The sequence below is a fragment of the Rhodoplanes sp. Z2-YC6860 genome (assembly GCF_001579845.1).
In the GTDB taxonomy this organism is placed as follows: domain Bacteria; phylum Pseudomonadota; class Alphaproteobacteria; order Rhizobiales; family Xanthobacteraceae; genus Z2-YC6860.
Window position 1 is genome coordinate 1,810,127 of record NZ_CP007440.1, and the last position, 16,980, is coordinate 1,827,106.

The 16,980-nt window shown below is 64.3% G+C and carries 24 protein-coding genes; 10 read left to right on the forward strand and 14 right to left on the reverse strand.

Annotated elements, in window-relative coordinates; all coding sequences use genetic code 11:
• The first annotated feature begins 29 nt into the window (after window positions 1-29).
• Window positions 30-746: a protein phosphatase CheZ gene (locus tag RHPLAN_RS08450; protein WP_068015935.1), complete on the forward strand. Its 717-nt coding sequence runs from the start codon at window positions 30-32 to the stop codon at window positions 744-746.
• A 71-nt stretch (window positions 747-817) separates the two neighbouring features.
• Here the strand turns inward: RHPLAN_RS08450 and RHPLAN_RS08455 are convergent, their stop codons facing one another.
• The 4 genes from RHPLAN_RS08455 to RHPLAN_RS08470 all read right to left on the reverse strand — a co-directional run bounded on the left by RHPLAN_RS08455 (window position 818) and on the right by RHPLAN_RS08470 (window position 4,263).
• Window positions 818-2,026 carry an MFS transporter gene (locus RHPLAN_RS08455; RefSeq protein WP_237180086.1) on the reverse strand — a complete coding sequence of 403 codons (1,209 nt, stop codon included), beginning with the start codon at window positions 2,024-2,026 and terminating at the stop codon, window positions 818-820.
• A 113-nt stretch (window positions 2,027-2,139) separates the two neighbouring features.
• On the reverse strand, window positions 2,140-2,748 hold the full coding sequence (locus RHPLAN_RS08460; protein ID WP_068015937.1) for a glutathione S-transferase family protein: 609 nt from the start codon (window positions 2,746-2,748) through the stop codon (window positions 2,140-2,142).
• 229 nt (window positions 2,749-2,977) lie between these two features.
• Complete coding sequence (locus tag RHPLAN_RS08465) at window positions 2,978-3,193, reverse strand: cold-shock protein (RefSeq protein ID WP_068015939.1); 216 nt, start codon at window positions 3,191-3,193, stop codon at window positions 2,978-2,980.
• Between the two features lie 212 nt (window positions 3,194-3,405).
• Window positions 3,406-4,263 carry a 23S rRNA (adenine(2030)-N(6))-methyltransferase RlmJ gene (locus RHPLAN_RS08470; protein WP_068015942.1) on the reverse strand — a complete coding sequence of 286 codons (858 nt, stop codon included), beginning with the start codon at window positions 4,261-4,263 and terminating at the stop codon, window positions 3,406-3,408.
• Window positions 4,264-4,447: 184 nt separating this feature from the next.
• Here RHPLAN_RS08470 and RHPLAN_RS08475 point away from each other — a divergent pair, with 184 nt between their 5' ends.
• Entirely contained in the window at window positions 4,448-4,639 is a 192-nt protein-coding gene (locus RHPLAN_RS08475) for a hypothetical protein (RefSeq protein ID WP_157100137.1), read from the forward strand.
• Window positions 4,640-4,732: 93 nt separating this feature from the next.
• Here RHPLAN_RS08475 and RHPLAN_RS08480 read toward each other — a convergent pair whose 3' ends face one another.
• Window positions 4,733-5,521 carry a ribonuclease T2 family protein gene (locus RHPLAN_RS08480; RefSeq protein WP_084244538.1) on the reverse strand — a complete coding sequence of 263 codons (789 nt, stop codon included), beginning with the start codon at window positions 5,519-5,521 and terminating at the stop codon, window positions 4,733-4,735.
• A 153-nt stretch (window positions 5,522-5,674) separates the two neighbouring features.
• Window positions 5,675-6,085, reverse strand: a complete 411-nt coding sequence (locus RHPLAN_RS08485) for a hypothetical protein (RefSeq protein ID WP_068015948.1) — start codon at window positions 6,083-6,085, stop codon at window positions 5,675-5,677.
• Between the two features lie 314 nt (window positions 6,086-6,399).
• Between RHPLAN_RS08485 and RHPLAN_RS08490 the strand changes: the two genes are divergently transcribed.
• Together RHPLAN_RS08490 and RHPLAN_RS40105 are read left to right on the forward strand one after the other, a co-directional pair.
• Window positions 6,400-6,873 carry a hotdog domain-containing protein gene (locus tag RHPLAN_RS08490; protein WP_068015951.1) on the forward strand — a complete coding sequence of 158 codons (474 nt, stop codon included), beginning with the start codon at window positions 6,400-6,402 and terminating at the stop codon, window positions 6,871-6,873.
• A 171-nt stretch (window positions 6,874-7,044) separates the two neighbouring features.
• Complete coding sequence (locus tag RHPLAN_RS40105) at window positions 7,045-7,206, forward strand: hypothetical protein (protein WP_198164774.1); 162 nt, start codon at window positions 7,045-7,047, stop codon at window positions 7,204-7,206.
• Window positions 7,207-7,278: 72 nt separating this feature from the next.
• Here RHPLAN_RS40105 and RHPLAN_RS08495 read toward each other — a convergent pair whose 3' ends face one another.
• The 5 genes from RHPLAN_RS08495 to RHPLAN_RS08515 all read right to left on the reverse strand — a co-directional run bounded on the left by RHPLAN_RS08495 (window position 7,279) and on the right by RHPLAN_RS08515 (window position 10,334).
• Window positions 7,279-7,686, reverse strand: coding sequence for a hypothetical protein (locus RHPLAN_RS08495; protein ID WP_084246476.1), 408 nt, complete (start codon window positions 7,684-7,686; stop codon window positions 7,279-7,281).
• Between the two features lie 148 nt (window positions 7,687-7,834).
• A complete protein-coding gene (locus RHPLAN_RS08500; protein WP_157100138.1) occupies window positions 7,835-8,584 on the reverse strand; it encodes a hypothetical protein in 750 nt (249 codons plus the stop codon).
• 141 nt (window positions 8,585-8,725) lie between these two features.
• On the reverse strand, window positions 8,726-9,547 hold the full coding sequence (locus tag RHPLAN_RS08505) for a hypothetical protein (RefSeq protein WP_157100139.1): 822 nt from the start codon (window positions 9,545-9,547) through the stop codon (window positions 8,726-8,728).
• Window positions 9,548-9,659: 112 nt separating this feature from the next.
• Window positions 9,660-9,926, reverse strand: a complete 267-nt coding sequence (locus tag RHPLAN_RS08510; RefSeq protein ID WP_084244540.1) for a DUF3551 domain-containing protein — start codon at window positions 9,924-9,926, stop codon at window positions 9,660-9,662.
• 111 nt (window positions 9,927-10,037) lie between these two features.
• Complete coding sequence (locus RHPLAN_RS08515) at window positions 10,038-10,334, reverse strand: hypothetical protein (protein WP_068015965.1); 297 nt, start codon at window positions 10,332-10,334, stop codon at window positions 10,038-10,040.
• A 196-nt stretch (window positions 10,335-10,530) separates the two neighbouring features.
• Here RHPLAN_RS08515 and RHPLAN_RS08520 point away from each other — a divergent pair, with 196 nt between their 5' ends.
• The gene (locus tag RHPLAN_RS08520) at window positions 10,531-11,262 is read left to right on the forward strand and encodes an ABC transporter substrate-binding protein (RefSeq protein WP_068030849.1); all 732 of its coding nucleotides are present in this window, start codon (window positions 10,531-10,533) and stop codon (window positions 11,260-11,262) included.
• 203 nt (window positions 11,263-11,465) lie between these two features.
• On the opposite strand, the gene RHPLAN_RS08525 is transcribed toward RHPLAN_RS08520, so the two are convergent.
• A complete protein-coding gene (locus RHPLAN_RS08525) occupies window positions 11,466-11,852 on the reverse strand; it encodes a hypothetical protein (RefSeq protein ID WP_157100140.1) in 387 nt (128 codons plus the stop codon).
• Window positions 11,853-12,171: 319 nt separating this feature from the next.
• On the opposite strand from RHPLAN_RS08525, the gene RHPLAN_RS08530 reads away from it, so the two are divergent.
• The 3 genes from RHPLAN_RS08530 to RHPLAN_RS08540 are packed head-to-tail and all read left to right on the forward strand — an operon-like array spanning window position 12,172 to window position 13,896.
• Window positions 12,172-12,789 carry a TetR/AcrR family transcriptional regulator gene (locus RHPLAN_RS08530; RefSeq protein ID WP_068015972.1) on the forward strand — a complete coding sequence of 206 codons (618 nt, stop codon included), beginning with the start codon at window positions 12,172-12,174 and terminating at the stop codon, window positions 12,787-12,789.
• 33 nt (window positions 12,790-12,822) lie between these two features.
• Window positions 12,823-13,314 (forward strand): SRPBCC family protein, encoded by a 492-nt coding sequence (locus RHPLAN_RS08535; RefSeq protein WP_068015975.1) that lies wholly within the window; start codon window positions 12,823-12,825, stop codon window positions 13,312-13,314.
• Between the two features lie 42 nt (window positions 13,315-13,356).
• Window positions 13,357-13,896: an SRPBCC family protein gene (locus RHPLAN_RS08540; RefSeq protein WP_084244542.1), complete on the forward strand. Its 540-nt coding sequence runs from the start codon at window positions 13,357-13,359 to the stop codon at window positions 13,894-13,896.
• Window positions 13,897-14,874: 978 nt separating this feature from the next.
• Here the strand turns inward: RHPLAN_RS08540 and RHPLAN_RS08545 are convergent.
• Window positions 14,875-15,300 carry a MerR family transcriptional regulator gene (locus RHPLAN_RS08545; protein ID WP_068015980.1) on the reverse strand — a complete coding sequence of 142 codons (426 nt, stop codon included), beginning with the start codon at window positions 15,298-15,300 and terminating at the stop codon, window positions 14,875-14,877.
• 80 nt (window positions 15,301-15,380) lie between these two features.
• Between RHPLAN_RS08545 and RHPLAN_RS08550 the strand changes: the two genes are divergently transcribed.
• The gene (locus RHPLAN_RS08550) at window positions 15,381-15,956 is read left to right on the forward strand and encodes a MarR family winged helix-turn-helix transcriptional regulator (protein ID WP_084244544.1); all 576 of its coding nucleotides are present in this window, start codon (window positions 15,381-15,383) and stop codon (window positions 15,954-15,956) included.
• Window positions 15,957-15,994: 38 nt separating this feature from the next.
• Here the strand turns inward: RHPLAN_RS08550 and RHPLAN_RS08555 are convergent, their stop codons facing one another.
• Window positions 15,995-16,312 carry a DUF1236 domain-containing protein gene (locus tag RHPLAN_RS08555; protein ID WP_084244546.1) on the reverse strand — a complete coding sequence of 106 codons (318 nt, stop codon included), beginning with the start codon at window positions 16,310-16,312 and terminating at the stop codon, window positions 15,995-15,997.
• Between the two features lie 243 nt (window positions 16,313-16,555).
• Between RHPLAN_RS08555 and RHPLAN_RS08560 the strand changes: the two genes are divergently transcribed.
• Window positions 16,556-16,978 carry a hypothetical protein gene (locus RHPLAN_RS08560; RefSeq protein WP_068015989.1) on the forward strand — a complete coding sequence of 141 codons (423 nt, stop codon included), beginning with the start codon at window positions 16,556-16,558 and terminating at the stop codon, window positions 16,976-16,978.
• The last annotated feature ends 2 nt before the right edge of the window (window positions 16,979-16,980 follow it).

Sequence of the window (16,980 nt, forward strand, 5' to 3'; positions counted from 1 at the left end):
TAGAGAATGACACGCAGTCAGAGGCGTGCATGCCCCCAGTTCAACGCAAGGTCTTCCGCATCGAGGAGCACATGCGTCCGCGCTTGCGCGGCTTCGCATCCGTCGAACGGGCGCTGCCGCAGACTGGCGAATTCGCAACGATCCCGGCGAAGCCGGACGTTGCCGAGCGTCCGCCCGGCCCGCGCGTCCGGGCCGATGTTGCTGACGCGCAAGCTTACAAGGCCGAACTCGTCGCCATTCACGATGCCATCGGCCGCACCGCCGCCGACATGGCGGCGCTGATGGCCGGCGCCGAGGACGGTGGCCAGGCCTCGCGCGTGAGCCGCGAGCTCGCCGCAATTGTCACCGGCACCGAACGCGCGACGCAGGCGATCCTGCAAGCCGCCGAGGAGATCGATCAGTCGGCGCATGCGCTGGCAGGCGCGTTGAAAGCCGGGCACCAGCAGGGGCTGGCTCACGACATTCAGGAGCGTGTCGTGAGGATTTTCGAGGTCTGCAATTTCCAGGACCTCACCGGCCAGCGTGTTTCCAACGTCGTGACCACGCTGAAGTCTGTCGAAGAGCGGATCGCTCGCTTGTTCGAAATCTGGCAGCGCATCGAGCACTTCAAGCCCGCCGCCGCCGTCTGCGACGACAAGGATGACAGCCGCTTCCTCAACGGACCAAAGCTCGCCGGCGAGGGTGGCCACGTCACGCAGAGCGAGATCGACGAGATCTTCTTCGGCATCGGTGACACGCTGATCTAGATCGCGCGTGTCCTTTTGTAAAAGCAGTGTCCACCGATAAAGTCTGTGGCAGGCTCTTTCCGGGCGGTGCGTTAGGACCTGCGGATCGCCGCAAAGCATCCGAGAGCGGCCACGGTAAATCCGGCCGCCAGCGCCAGCGCAGCGGTGTCGGAGGCGCGTTCGATGACGAACGCCATCACCAGCGGCGCCGCCGATTGCATCGCGAGCCAGAAGCCGCCGATCCGCCCCATGGTGCGGCCGTAGCCGTCGGCGCCGAACAGGGCGAGCGGCAGCGCGCCGCGCGTGATGGTGATGAGGCCGTTGGCGCCGCCGAACATCACCGCGAAGATCGCGGCGCGCAGCGGCGCGACGCCGAACAGCAGGAGCAGCAGAAACGCCGCGACCAGCAGCAGCACCGCAGCGCGCGCGACGAGAAGCGGATGGATGTCACGGCCGAACATCAGTTCAGCGACACGGGCCGCGACCTGGGCGGGCCCGAACAGCGCACCGATCGCGACCGCCGTTGCCGCATCGATGCCGTTGCGCCCAAAGATCGCGAGCAGATGCGCCGACAGCGCCGACGGCACGAAGGCGTAGGCCGTGAAGGCCGCGGTCACCAGCGCGAACACCATCCCTCGGGCGGGTATCAGCGGCGCGGGCGATTTGGCTCCGCTGGGGGCCGGCTTCGGCGCTTCACCAGCGGCACGAAGGCGCGGCAGCGCAAAGGCGTAAAGCGGCGCGCAGACTGCGGCCATCAGCACCGCAAAGACCACATAAGTGCCGCGCCAGCCGACCGCGCCGATCAGGACGTGCGTTGCGGGCCAGCCGGCCGTCGAGGCAAAACCGCCGGCCAGTGTGAGCAGCGTGATCGGCCGCCTGGCGCCCGCGCCGAAGATGCGGCCGAGCGTGGCGAAGGCCGGATCGTAAAGCGAAGCGCCGAGACCCGCGCCGAGCACCACCCAGGCCGCAAGATAGGCCGGCGCATTGGGTGTCAACGCGAGCCCGAGCAGTCCCAAGGCGCTCACCAGCGCGCCTGCCGCCATCACCACGTGGCCGCCGCGGTTGTCGATCGAGCGGCCGACGGCGGGAGACACGAGGCCCGCCGTCAGAAGCCCGAGCGAGAAGCCGCCCATGGCGAAGGACAGCGACCAGCCGTGCTCGGCCGCAATCAGCGGCGCGAGCAGGACCGGGGAATAGAAGATCGTGCCCCAGGCGATGATCTGGGTGATGCCCAGCACGAGCACCGCGCGCCAAGGACCAGTGATCCAGGGGCCGGCCATGATGTCGCGAAGCGCGGGCATTGCCCCCGCAGTATTCACGCTTCATGCGGCCGAGGCGAGATCGACGGCGTTTCGAAACCGCGAAGTTGCGCGCTTATTCGGCAGACACCTTCGTGAATTTCCGAACCGCGGCTCTAGGCGGCGACCTTGGTGGACGCAAAAGCCGGCACCTGCGCGGCGAAGCGATCGAGCCAGGCCACGAGTTTCGGATGCTTCGCGCGCCAGTCGCCGGCGAAGCGCAGATCGCGATGGCCGAGGAAGCAGGCCACGGCAATCTGGCCGACGTTCGGCATAGCATCGAGCGATGGAGGAGTGGTTTCGAGCGCGGCGAGCGCGCGGGCGATCTTGTCGTTCTGATAATCCAGCCACTTCGCAGAATGATGCTCGGGTGAACGCCAGCGGCCTTCATAGAGCACCAGGATCTGGGCGTCGGTCGCGCCGTCGGCGAGCGCCTGCAAGCGCAAGGCTGCGAAACGCGCCGCCGCTTCCTTCGGAATGATCTTGCCGCCGCCGGCGCGATGGTCGAGGTATTCGAGGATCACGCGCGAGTCGAACAGCGTCGTGCCGTCTTCCAGCACCAGCACGGGAATCTTGCCGACCGGATTTTGCTGTCGCAGCGAATCCTTGTCGTCGTTGGTGTCGGCCGCCTCGATTTTGATCTCACCGGAGAGACCGAGCACGCTGGCGGCAAGCTTGACCTTCCGGCCGAATGGCGAAGGCGGCGTCGAACGCAGGATCATCATGGGGCGGATCTTTGAAGCTGGCTTCACAAAATGAGCACGGTCAAACGCAGACGAAGACCGCGCGTGGTGTGGAGGTCAATTCATCCTTCCGCAAGCTGGAAGTCTTGAAGACTGGCTTCGCGAAAAGAGAAAATGTTGGCGCGGCGCGCGAACGGCCGCGATAGGCACGCAAGACCATCTTAACGCAAGCCAGCCGAATGTGGACTTGCGTATCAGGCAGTGCTGACCGTCAGCCTGTGACGACCAGGTTCACGGCCTTCGGGCCTTTGCCCTTCTTGTCAGGCTCGACTTCGAATTGAATTCGTTGTCCCTCGGCCAACGACTTCAGGCCGGCGTGCTCGACAGCGGTGATGTGCACGAACACATCGCGTCCGCCGTCGTCCGGCTTGATGAAGCCGTAACCGCGCTCGCCGTTGAAGAATTTGACCGTACCACTCATGGCCATTTACAGACTCCTTCCCCCCAAATGCTTCGCCACCGATCCCCCACGGGTGGTGGCTCGGCCCAACGTTCGCGATCGGAAGAAAGCGTCAGCTTCAACAGCCTCGGGCACTCCGCCGATCCCCCCAACTTGGAGGCGGAACGTCTAAGCCAGCGGGTTCAGGCTAAACCCAATTCCATCGGCGTGGAAAGGGGCGAAAGGTATAAGAAAAGGTATTAGGTGGTTATTTCGCCGGTGAGCCAGGAAAGTGTCGTCCGACACGCTGCACCGCGGGATAGGATGTTTCCGAGCGCGGGCAAAAGGCTTTCGAGCTCCTCATAAAGGCGCCATGGCGGATTGACCGCGATCAGGCCTGTGCCGCGCAAACCCTTGTCTTCTGTTGAGGTTGCAAGGATCAGTTCTATTCGCAACGTTTTCGCGATCGCGAGCCGCGAAAGCTTTCGGACGAAACTTGCAACCTCGGTTGTATCCTTGATCGGATACCAAAGCAGGTAACAGCCGGTCGGCCATTTGCGATGGGCTGCGGCCAGGGCCTGGGTCAAACGGGACAGTTCCCCGGGCTGCTCGAAGGGCGGATCGACCAGCACCAAGCCGCGCCGCTCCTTGGGCGGCACGTAAGCGGTGAGCGCCGTCCAGCCGTCGATGGCGACCGCTTTGGCGCGGGCATCGCCGCGCAGCCGGTTGGACAGAGCGGCTGCAGCCTGCGGCTCGAGCTCGCAGGCGATCAGCCGGTCCTGCGGACGCAGCAGCGCCTGCGTCAGCGCCGGCGAACCGGGATAGGCGGTGAGCGCGCCTGCCGGATTGAGCGCTGCAACGGCATCGAGATAAGGCGCCAGCAACGCGCGCGCCGGCTGATCGAGGTCGGCGCCGATCAGCCGGTCGATGCCGTCGCGCCATTCCAGCGTCTTGCCGGCCTCGATGCCGGAGAGATCGTAAACGCCGGCGCCGGCATGGGTGTCGATGACGCGAAACGCTGCGGGCTTGTCGCGCAGATGCGTGAGCACGCGCGCGAGCACGGCATGTTTCACGACATCGGCGAAGTTGCCGGCGTGATAGGCGTGGCGATAGTTCATCGGCGCGCGGCCATTAAGGTTAGAACCGGTTCTGTCTATCAGAGCCTGCGTCGCTGAATAGAATGATCTGGCGTCGCTGACGTAACTGTACGCGGCTCAAGGGGAAGCCGTTTGCTCCCTTCGGCAACGGATGAGAGCCGTCGAAGGGGCGGGACGCGTGGGACGAATTCTGGCGTTGGCGATCGTGGCCTACGTCTATGGCGGACCGTCATTCGACGGTCAGCGTCCTGCGGCGCTCGATCGGTCGCTGCGGGAATTCAGGCGCAGTGTCGATGCAATCGAACGCGATGGGCCGCGCGTCGTCGCCGCGGTGGATCGGCTGCGCGGCCAATACGAACTTGAAAAAGTGCTGCGTGCTTTGAATCGCTCGCTCTGAAAAGCGCAGCCTCGGCTCTTCATCGACGCGTCTTTTGCGGCGAACCGGTACCCGCCCGGATCACGTCCGGGGCAGGCTTTTGTCGCGAGCGCTTTAGCGGCCGCGCACCGGCGGCATGATCAGCTTGTCACGCCGGCAGGCGCGGCGGTCGAGCTCGGCGCAGTCGCGGAAGCGCAGATCCTTGCTCATGCAGATACGGACCTCGCCGAGCCGCGGACTGCCGCAGGTGACCGAGATCGCGGCGCGCGACAAGCCTGGATTGGCTTTGACGAAGGCCTCCTCGACCTCGGCGGGCGAGACGCTCAGCGTCGACTTCGGTGACGCATAGACCTCGGGAATTTTGACGGTCTCGCGCGCCTTGCGCACCAGATCGAAATAGGCCCGCTGGTCGAGGCCCGAGCAGGTGCCGTGAGCGTCCCACTCATGAAACACCAGCCGCGGCGCCGGCATCAGATCGAGCATGGAGGTCATCAGCTCGCGGTTGAGCCGCGGCGCGGGCTGTTCGCAGTTTTGCGGAAAGCCGCGCTCGTACTGCGGCCAAAGCCCATGCACCACAAAGGAGTAGGGCCGGGAAGTTGAGCACTGCTCGCCGCCATTGCGGCCGCGCTCTTCGCTGTCCTGACAGAATGACGGCGACCACGACAGCGACAGCACGTAGAAGTCGAATTTCCCGGGCTGACGTCCGTCGTTGTCACGCCGGCCTTGCGCCACGGTTTCCTGAGCCAGGGTCTCTGGCGTCGTGGCCGCTGGGGTTGCGGCGCTTCCGGCACTGTCTTGTGAGATTTGGTCCTGTGAGATTTGCGATTGGGATCGTGCCGGCTGCAGCGCGACGCCTACGAGCAGAATGGCGAACGCGACGGCGCGAAATCCGATACCGATCATGAGACGCCCCTCACTCACACGCTGGAACCGATGGAACAACCATTCTCTATGGCCAAGAACAAGTCAAGAACAAAATGGAAACGGGCCGCGACCGTACGGCCTGTGATATGGCCTTACGTTATGGACAAGCCATGAATGCGGGAGCAGCCGAGATCAGGGAGCGGCAGCCTTGCAGGCGGGGCTGTTGGACCAGTTGCGATCCAGCCCGACAACGCACCAGTTCACGCCCCAGCTCGCACCGATCATGCCGCCGTCCTCGACGATCGAGTAGCGGACCGTCCGCCATATGCCATCCGAGATCAGCGCGCGGCCCGAACAGAACCGACGCGGGATGGTCCCGTCGGCCCAAGGCCGGAGCGCTACCTCCTGGACTTTTTCGATGCTCTGAATGCTCAGGTCGGAATTCCAGAACCGGCCTTCCTTGGTCGAGAAGCGGTGCCGGATGGTCTCGATGGCCCAATTGTCGTCGCAGGCCGGCAGCTTGGAATCGAACTTCGGCCCCCACAGATAGATGGTTTTTTCCAGCCAGTTCGCCGCCGCAGCCGGCGCGCACAGTGCGCTCATCAACAGGGTCGCCGCTGCAGCGACGCCAACGCTACGCCGGCCCAAACCTTCGAGACGCGTTGCCAAGGCACGAACGCTCACAGGAAACCTCCCCAACGCAAGTCACCCCACGGCCGCCCAGCAAACCACGCCGCAGCCCTCAATGTCGCCACGTTATCACAGCTTTTGCCCTTGAGGCACCGCATTAGCCACAGTTTTAGCGCCGGAAAAGCCCTTGGAAATACTGGCAAACTTCGAATCCGCCTCATAGGCTCAAAAAAAGTGATTCGCGCGAAGACGTAGCTGCGCACGCGCCGGAGAGGCGGAGACGAAGAATGGCCGTGGAAGCGCGCCGGCTTGAGCCGGTCGACGGCGTATTCGGAATTGCGGCAGCCAGTCGCGTTCTGATCGAGACGCTCCCGTCTTGGATGCAGGAACTCGGACTGCTGGTCGAGGCCGTTGAAGCCGGCCGGCCAGCCAGCGCGCCGCCGGACTGGCAACCCGGCGCGATCGTCCGGCTGCCGTTTTCGGTGCGCCTCGCGCGCGGCGGCATCGTCTGTTCGCAGGCGTTGATGGCCGCGGCCGACACCGCGATGGCACTCGCATGCGCAGCGGTCTGGAACGGGCAACGGCCGACGAGCGCGGTCGATCAGACCATCCATTTCCTGCGTCCGGCCAACGTCGATATCCTGGCGGATGCCCGCATCGTGCGGATCGGCCGCAATACGGTGTTCGGCCGGGTGTCGCTGTCGAGCGCGGTCGACGGTCGTGAGATCGGCATGGTGTCGACGGCCTACGCAATCCTGTAGCGCGGCCTTACGGCCCAAAACAGCCGTGAGCTTCGTCTTCGGCTTTTTTTCGCTGGCGCGCTTCGCCGTTAAGCCCTTGTCCAGAAATTTGAGATTTTTGTCTCGAGCATTGAACCTTCGCGGCTGCTTGCGCGTCTAAGCCTGCAGGAAAGCGAATTTCAGGGGCGTCTGATGACGGTCGACCGTGCCGGCCTTGGGTTTCTTGGATTGATCTTCGGCGGTGTCACCGCCGCCGTGATGCTGGTGGCTTGCACCGTTGTGGTCGGCCATCTCGATGGGCATTTGCAGATCGAGAGCCAGACTGCTGCGGTCAGCTCGAGCGTCCTGCGCTAGACAGATTCCGATCGGATAGAACAATGGCCCCGTTCGGGGCCATTGTCGTTACCAACCACTGTCGCCGCGGTCTCAAAGAGGCGCGGGCGTTTCCGCATTAGGCTGCGGGTTTTGCGATTTCCACTTGGTGACGCTTTCGGCGATGATCTTCATCGAGGTCATCGCCGCCTGGCTCAGGTTGGCGTAGCCCGCGATCTCGCGCTGCACCCGCTCGGCCTCGCTCCGCAGCATCTCGCGCACGCGCGAAAGCTCGGCAATCACACGATCGATTTCGGCGACCGAGGCGCCCGACACCCGCTCGATCACCGAGCTGATGTTGTCGACACCGGCGTCGCCGGCATCGTTCCGCGGCCTTCGAAACGACGAGACGTCGCGCCGCACGAACGCGCGGATCTCGCCTTCGACCTGCTCGACCGCGGCGGTCGCCGCCGCCACAGCCGGATCGTTATCGGTCGTCCGTTCAGGCTTGATGACACTCATGCTCGCTCCCTTCACTCGCAGTGTTGCGATCATGCTCCCCATGAACATGGCCCGTCGATGCATAGTCGACGCGCTGGGGCGATTGCGTCACCGCACTGAGGCGGGATAGTGACGATTTCGCGGCGATGCCCAGAAACCGCGCCGCCGGCTACCAGACCTTCTTGAAGCCCGCGGTGATGCTCTTGATGGGCACGGCCGATCCCGGATCCTCGACCGAGGTCGTGATCTTCAGCGGCCCCGCCACCGTCTGCTCAATGCTGAGCTTGTTGTGCCACTGATTGTCGGTGTTCGAGGAGCTCGCGTCGGCCGAGAACGTGGTGCCCCACGGCGCGACGTTGAATTTCAGCGTCTGATCGAGGGTGCGGGCCTGCATGGGCTGGGTGATTGTGCCTATCACCGAAGCCGGAGCATTGCTGGCGAGCGGCAGCGACTCGGGCGTTGTTTGTGCCAGCGTCTGGGTCACCGAATAGCCGTTCTGCCAGGTCATCGACAGGCTTTCCCCAAGCGGAACCGTCCGGCTCATCGTCGCGCCGACCTTGCCTTCGTCCTTGCCGCCGTCGACGCGGGCCTCGAGAGAGGTCTTGTCGAAGCCGAGCGGTTGAAAGCCCGGCATGTTGATGCTGCCCCAGACCGACCCGGTGGATCGATCGCCAAAGGTGCCGGTTGCGAAGTTTTCCGACGGCAGCGTGCTCGGCTGCGCGGCGAGGCTGACGTCGGTGCCGATCTTGGTTTCCCATTCGGTCGGCAGCCTGCGGCCGACCGAAAGCGTCGACGAGCCGTCCGGCAGGTCGGTGCGGCTGCCGAAGTTCGGATCGTTGGATGATTTGTCGGCATCGCCGGCGAAGGCGACGCCACTGCCGAATGCCACGATCACAAGCATCGCGAGAGCTGCACGCATGATCAAGCTATTTGGGAGTTGCTCGGTTAAGCAATGCTTGCTGCATCGCAAAACAATGCGGCGGTGTTTGGGAATCATTGTGGCGAGTCTCGCGTTGCGCGCGAAATCCGCCGAACGTGAAAGGGAACGGGTTCGCTTTGCCTAATAGCCGATCAGGATCTCGGCCACGGATGGTTTCGCCGCGAGCACGTTCGGATCATTCGAAGACAATTCCTTGTCGCCGCTGACCGCGCTCCGCGCGTCGGGTGACGCTTTGCTGTCGACGCTCAATCGAATGCCGACCTTGCAGCCGCCGGGCAGCGAGCTCAGCGCGCCGCCATCCCAGCCTGTCACTGAACTCGAGCCGTCGGCGGTGAAGCCGCCGAGCTTGAACGGCTTGCCGTTGAGCTTCTGCAGCGCCGCGATCGGAAGTCCGAGCTTCAGACCCTTGGGCGCGGTCCATTGCGATTTGCCGTTGATCGAGATCACCGAGACGTCGGTGCGCGCCGCGTCATTGTTCCACACCACTTCGAGGCGGCGCTTCGGATCGCCGGGGTAGAGCACCGACGCTTTGATCTTGCTGCCATCGGGACCGTCGACGTCGTCGAACGCGACGTTGCGCGAGTCGAATTTTATCGCGAGCTTGAGATGCGTCGAGTCCTTGCTGAACACGCCGTTGCACGCCACGACGTTGGCGGGCGTCCTCGGCGCGGCAGGCTTGGATGGCGCAGCTTTGGCCGGCGCAGATGCGTCGTCGCCGGCACTGGTATTGGCGGGGGCGGCTTGCCGCTTGGACGGGCCCGCCGTGGGCGCTGCCCCTCGAGGCGAGGGCTTCGGCGGATCGGGCCAGCGATCCTGCACCGAGGAAGAAGACGAATTCGCGGGCGGGGCAGGCGGTGGGAATTGCGCGGCGGCGATGCCAGGCAGCCCGATGAACAATGCCCCGGCCAAGCTCGCGCGAACTCCAAGCGAAACCACCATCATATCCTCTTCCCGCACCCGGCGGGGTCTTCGCACCACAGGGTCGAGGCAACAATATGCAATTTCGCCGGTTCCAATCCAGCGCGTTCGAGACACCGGGTAAAGTTTGTGGCGCTCAATAGTAAGAGCGCGTGCGCCGCCGCGGCCGATCGTCGCCGGTATAGAATGTATTGGGCCGGCAGAATCCGCCCAATCCGGAGATCGCGGCGCGGCATTGGCCCAGGGTCATGAAATAGCAGTTGGTGCCGCCGCCGCGGCCGCCGCCATATTCGGCGCACCAGCGATAAGGGTCGGCCTTGGCGCCATCGGCGTAGGTCAGCACGCCGATGGCCAGCAAACCGGCAAAGGCCGCGGTCAAAGCAAGTCTCGCTCTCCGGCTCATGACGACCTCCTTTGAAAGGGTGTGTTGCCTCCGACCAGAGGAACAACCGCCAAGCAGATCTATTCCCGGGGAAGCCGTTCCGCCAGACGTATTGGCGGTGACGATGGCCAATTACAACGCGGACTGCGCCACGCACCTGTCGACATAGGCGACGCGTTGCTCGATGCCGCGAAGGTTCTTCTCGTGCTCGACCTTTGCCCAGCACTGGGCGCGGGCTTTCATGGTCCGGTCGGCAGGCGAGCCTTCGGGCGGATCGAGCGCGGCCTGATTGTCTGCCCCTGAGAGGCTCGATGGCATGAAGGACGAGATCGACGATGTCGAGTCGCCGCCCGGCATCTTGCCTCCGGCGCAGGCCGCAAGCATGAGGCACACCAGAAGCGTTGCGATCCGTGTCGTTGCGCGCAGCATGAGGTCTCGTCGATGCGAAGGCCGAAACGGTAGTGCAGGCTCGAGACTCTACGGTCGACTGGTAAACGAGACCTTGCCTGGCCGTTAACGGCGAACGGCGCATTTTATTTCTGCGAGCCATCCTTGAGGCGCTGGGCGGGCTTTGCGAAACGCGATATCCATCGAAGCGACAATTCGACACACGAAAGGCACCGACGTGGCTCAAGTCTCTCCCGACGTTTTGAAAGAGTTCGCGCCGACCGGCACCCTGCGCGCCGCGATCAATCAGGGCAACACCGTGCTTGCGCAGAAGGGTCCGAACGGTGAGGCGCTCGGCATCACGGTCGAGCTCGCACGCGAACTCGCCAGACGGCTCGGCCTGCCGATCGAACTCGTGATCTTCGACGCCGCCGGCAAGGTGTTCGAGGCGCTGAAGCGCGGCCAGTGGGACATCGCATTTCTGGCGATCGAGCCGGTGCGCGCCGCCGAGATCGATTTCAGCGCGGCTTACGTGCTGATCGAGGGCACCTACATGGTGCCCAAGGCTTCGCCTCTCAAAGTGATCGAGGACGTCGACAAGGCGGGCATCCGCATCGCGGTCGCGAGCGGCTCGGCCTATGACCTCTATCTCACCCGCACCATCAAGAACGCCACGCTGGTTCGGGCGCCGACCGGTCCTGCCGCGGTGGATATGTTCGTGCGCGACAAGCTCGACGCCGCGGGCGGCGTGCGTCAGCCGCTGGTCGAGTTCGCAGCCGCCAATCCGGTGATGCGCGTGATGGACGGCCGCTTCATGGCGATCCAACAGGCCATGGGCATGCCCAAAGGCCGCAGCAAGGCCCACGCCTACTTGAAGACTTTCGTCGAGGAGATGAAGGCGTCGGGCTTCTGTGCCGATGCGCTCAAGCGCAGCAATCAGCCCGACGCGCAGGTCGCGCCGCCGGCGTAGGTGCGCCGGCGCGCAGGGGCTTACTTCTTGCCGGGGCTGTAGCTCGCCTTGTAGCCCGAGACCGACTTCTGCTTGTTCGCGTCGGCCTTGGGCTTCTTCTTTTCCTTCGGCTGACGCTGCTGACCTTTTGCCATGGCTTGATCCTCCAAGGTTGAATCGGCGCGCGATGTTAGCACCGCCGGGGAAGATGCCCAATCGGCGGATCAGTTGACCGGATATTCCTTCAGGGTGTCGATCACGCATTGATTGACCAGATCGGCGCGCTTCTCGACCGGCAGATCCTTGCGGCCGCTCTCGTACTTCATCCAGCACATGCCGTTGATCTTCTCGCGGGTGACGCCGCCCTCCTTCCACCACTCCTCTTTTTCTGTCTTGTCTTTGTCGGCGGCGGCGGAGCGCTTCGGCGGCTTCGGCGCGGTGGCGCCGCGGCCGGCCGGCATGGCGGGCGCCGAGGGTTCGGGGTCGGGAGCAGGGGCGGCCGCGGGCGCGGCGGTCAGTCCCGGCGTCACGTCGCCGGTCGCAGCGGCTTGAAAACATCCCGCCAGCGGAAGCGCGAGACCCAGACAGAGAAGCGCAGTCGGAAGCCGCATCAGATTCATCCTCGCTCCGGGCGAATTCCTGTGTGACGCGACTTCGCCAGTCGAATCGCAACGTGTCGTCCCGTTTTGCCTTGGCGGCACGGCTTGTCAAACCGGCATCCGCGCTGCGGCATTTTTGGTTCGGCGCTGCTGCAATTCCGACACGGACGGCTGCGGTTGCAGCCTGTCCCGGGTGTCCCATTCGGTCCGGACACAGACACCCGCATTGCGATTTTTCGCGGGCAGGCGATTTTACCGTTGACACATACCAACTAGTCGGTATACTACCGACTAGTTGGTATGGAAACGCCCACGAGCTGCCGAGACCCGCATGAACGCCCAGGTGCTGAACTCCTCGAAGACCAGGCTGCTGGATGCGGCGCTGACCGTGATCCGGACCCAGGGTTACGCGGCCACCACGGTGGACGACATCTGCCACGCCGCCGGCGTCACCAAGGGCAGCTTCTTCCACCACTTCAAAAGCAAGGACGAGCTGGCGTTGGCCGCGGCGGACCATTTCTCGCAGATGGCCGACGGCATCTTCTCGAACGCGCCCTATCAGGCGGCGAGCGATCCGGCGCAGCGCGTGCTCGGCTACATCGACTTCCGCGCCGCGATGCTCGCGCGCCAAATTCCTGAATACACCTGCCTCCTCGGCACCATGGTGCAGGAGGCCTACATGACGCATCCCGCGATCCGCGAAGCCTGCGACCGTCACATCAGCGCGCACGCGGGCGAGGTTGCCAAAGACATCGCCGAGGCCAAGCGCCTCTACGCGCCGAAAGCGAAATGGAGCCCGGAGAGCCTCGCCTTCTACACGCAGGCGGTGCTGCAGGGCGCCTTCATTCTTGCCAAGGCGAAGCAGGATTCCAAAGTCGCCGCGGAGTCGGTCGCGCATCTGCGCGACCACATCGAAACGCTTCTGACCCCGACCACCAAGACCAAGTAAGCCCCCCAACAAACCCAAGCAGGAGACGACCCAATGAGCGACAACGGCACCACCACGGGCAAAACCAAGACGACCACCCGCGGCCGCGAGCTCGTGCTCGAACGCATCATCGATGCGCCGCGCGAGAAGGTGTTCAAGGCCTGGACCGATCCCGAGATGATGAAGCAGTGGTTCGTCCCGAAGCCCTGGACCACATCGCACATCGAGACCGATGTCCGCCCGGGCGGCTCGAGCGTCGTCGTGATGCGCAGCCCCGAAGGCCAGGAGTTTCCGAACCGCGGCGTCTATCTCGAAGTGGTGCCGAACGAGCGGCTCGTCTTCACCGACGCCTACACGCAGGCGTGGGAGCCATCCGATAAGCCGTTCATGACCGTGGTGCTGACCTTCGAGGATCTTGGTGGTCGCACCAAATACACCGCCGTTTGCAAGCACTGGAACGAAGCCGACCGCGCCCAGCACGAGCAGATGGGCTTTCACCAGGGCTGGGGCACCGTGGCCGAACAGCTCGCGGCGCTGGTCGAATGACCGCGCTTTGATCATCGCAACCGAACAGGGGAGTGACGTGCCATGAGGATGCGAACGCTGAAGCGGCTCGGGACCATCGCGACGACGGCGGTCGGCGCGATGCTGATCCTGGCCTCGATGCGCCAGGACACCTTTCACGTGGAGCGCAGCGCCAGGATCGCGGCGCCGCCCGAATGGGTGTTCCAGCAGATCAACGATCTCCAGCGCATGAAGTACTGGAATCCCTACGAGCAGAAGGACGCAGGTCTGACGGGCCGGTTCGGCCCGACCACGCGCGGCCTCGGCGCCTCCTATTCGTTCGACAGCGACGAGGTCGCGACCGGGCGGATGACGATCGTGGGCTCGAAGCCGCTCCGACAGGTGACGCTGCGGCTCGATTTCGAAAAGCCGTTCGCGTCGACGGTGACCACCGAGTACACGCTCACGCCGGACCGCGGCGGCACCAAGGTGACGTGGACCATGGAGGGGCCGGCGAACTTCGTGCACAAGCTGATGGAGACGGCCTTCGTGCTCGATCCGCTGATCGGCCGCGATCTCGACCGAGGCTTGAGCAATCTCAAGGTCGCGTCGGAGTCGTATTAGGCGGCGCGCAAGGTGTCGTGTTCGGATTGTCGACGCGGCGGTGGATTGATCCGCAACGGCATCGATAGAGGTGGTCATCGCATCTGGGCACGTGCGGGTTATAGCGTCTCCATCAACAAAGGTGGTTGTCGCATCCGCGCAGGTGCGGCCTGTGGCGCCTCGATCAACAAAGGCGGTCGTCACCCCCGCGCTCGACGCGGGGGTCCATACGGTGACGCAACGACGCATGCTCTTACGGCTGCTTTTGCTGCAGCCGCTCATGGATTGCCGGGTCATAGGCGAGCGAAGCGACGCCGTCCTTCGGACGGCTATGCCCGGCAATGACCCCGCCTGGGGGCCAGCGGTGATGATCATCGATTCAAATGTCAAACAGCCGGCGTTCCTCAACGCGTCTTCTCAATATCCATGCAGGCGTGATTCATCGGCCCCTTCAGATCAGGCGCGGGGCCAGCGCCTCTCTCTTTTTCCTTCCCCTCACAGAGTGAGGGAGCGGAGCGCCGAGACGGCGCAGATATCTGGGCGCTTTGCGAGGGCGCCCGCGGACCTTTGCGATCAGGTCCGCTCGCCTCCCGGCGCTCCACTTGTGGCGATTTGTTGCGAGGCCACCGTTCGAGATTCGATCGGACCGGCTGGGCTTTCACCCACCATGCTCCAGGGGGCATTTGCTTCCGCTTTCACCCGACCGCGCCCTGCCACTGAAGGCGGCCCCCTCATCGGGGACGGACGATGACCTCGCACCCTGGGACGTGGTCACGAGCCACGCCTGCAGGCGCCACACCCCGCTCCGCCAATTAGACGTCTCTAGATGACGCCCTCAACGAACGAGGCAAATTCGCGTCTACACGTGATTTGCGAAAATGCAAAGCGTGCCGGGCTGCTTGTCAGTTCGATCGATATTGCATATTGCCGAGGCGCGACTCTCGAATATGTTTCCGGCGCACTAAGCCGGCTGGAAGCGGCCATAGCACGCTGCCGCCGCTACGGCGCCACCCCCGCGCCGAGCATTCCCGTATCCAGCGCATCCAGCACCGGGCACTCGCTCGTCGTATCGCCGGGACACTGCGCCAAAAGCCCGGCGAGGCTCGCTTCCATCTCGGCGAGGTTGCGAAGCTTGGTTCGCACCGTCTGCAGATGCCGCTCGGCGATCGACTTCACGTTGCTGCAGCACGGCTGCGCCTTGCGCAGCGCAAGAAGCGCGCGGACGTCCTCGAGGCCGAAGCCGAGCTCGCGGCAGCGCCGGATGAAATTCAGCGTGGAGAGGCTTTCGACGCCGAATGCACGGCGGCCGCCGCCGGTCCTTGGCGGTCGCGGCATCAGCCCGATGCGCTCGTAGTAGCGGATGGTCTCGATGCTCGCACCGGTCAGTTGTGCGAGTTCCCCGATGGTGAACGGTCCGTGCTTCACGTGAACTCCTTCACGTCAGTTGTGGCCCCCGCGCACTAAGCGCTTACGCTCTTTATCCTTGCTCCTGGAGCCACTCCAGGATGCATCGTCGGCACCACAACAACAATCAAGCCGCCTTTCAAGACGGCGATAACAAAATAGGAATTGGTGCCGTGACTGATTTGGTTGCGCGCGAGACTTCTTTGCTCGAGCTCGAAAAGTTTTTGCCACATCAGTTGTCATTGCTATCGAGCCTGGCCGGCCAGGCGCTTGCGTCCATCCATGGACCGCACGGCCTGAACCGCAGCGAATGGATGGTGCTCAGCAGCATCGCCGAAAGCGGACAGACCACGGCAAAAGACATCGGCGCGCTGTTTCACATGCAGAAGGCGAAGGTGTCGCGCGCCGTCGCGGGCCTGCTGGAACGCGAGTTGATCTCGCGACGCCCCAATCCGCGCGATCATCGTCTGGCCTTGCTCGCGCTCACGCCGCGCGGGCATGAGCTGTACCGCCAGTGCGCGCCGGCCGCGGCCGCCGTGGGCTATCAGCTCGAACAGGCGTTGGAAATGACGGACCGCGAGGTATTGCTGCGCTGTCTGGCGAAGCTTGCGCACACGGCGCAGCTTCTGATCGCCCAAATGCCCAGCGCGGATGAGACCGGCGTGCCGCAGACCTGAAGCACGCCGGACTCGCTCCCTCTGGTCTTCAGTTCCGCCTATTCGACGATGCGCACCACCTTGCGGCTGGAGGGATCGACCAGCACGACATGGTCGTCGGCATAGACGTAGCGATAGCGCGTACCCCACGGACCCCAATCCGCCGGGACTGTGCGCAACTCGACATCGGCCGGCAGCACCGCGCCAACGGTGACGCGCTCTTTCACGCGGACCGGCGCGACGCGCTCTTTGACGACGTATTCCTTGATCCGAGTCCGCTGTTCGGGCGCGATCTCGACCTCGACGCTCTGGGCGAGAGCTTGTCCCGCAAACATCACCGCAAGCGCGGCGGCGCCGGCCATGAGTGGTCGCTTCATCTCAGTTCTCCATGTCGCCTCCGCCCGCCGCATTGCAATCGGCTCGTGACGGCAACGTTCCGAGCCGGCTTGACGCAGGGGAGATGTTTTGGTTTCGCGCGCAACCATGCCGGCGCGCGTGCATGCCTCGGAGCGCAGGCATGACGCCGCCGCTCTTCTTGCTTTGTTTGTGCGCTTTCAGGAACGCCAACCGGGCTCTGTGGTTACGCACCTGTCGGGAGGCGATTGGGTGCGAACAGACCGATGACTTCGACAGGGCGTCCACTGCTGCTCACCACGTTGCTTTATTTCTCAGCCCTCGGTGCGGTTGCGGCGGGACTGTACGTCTCGCTGTCGCTGATGGTGCCCGCCGTGCAGGCGCATTTCCTGCGGAGTGACGAGCGGCCGCAGTCGCGGCTTGATGTTCTGGTCGCCGACGCGCGTGCGATACGGCAGGCTTTGGCGACGCCGATCCAGCCCGCGGAGCCGCTGCCGCCGATCACGGCGCGGCCGCTGCGCCCGCCGGTTGCGGCGAAGCCGGAACATGAGCGCAAGGTTTTGAGCCGGCGGCCGAGCGCCGAGGCGCGCACCGCGTATGCGATGTGGGAGCGTCCAGGCGAGCGCCCAAGTGAGCACTCAGGCGGCGGCGCCACGACGATGAGCGCGGATCGTTACCGGCCGCAGTAAGC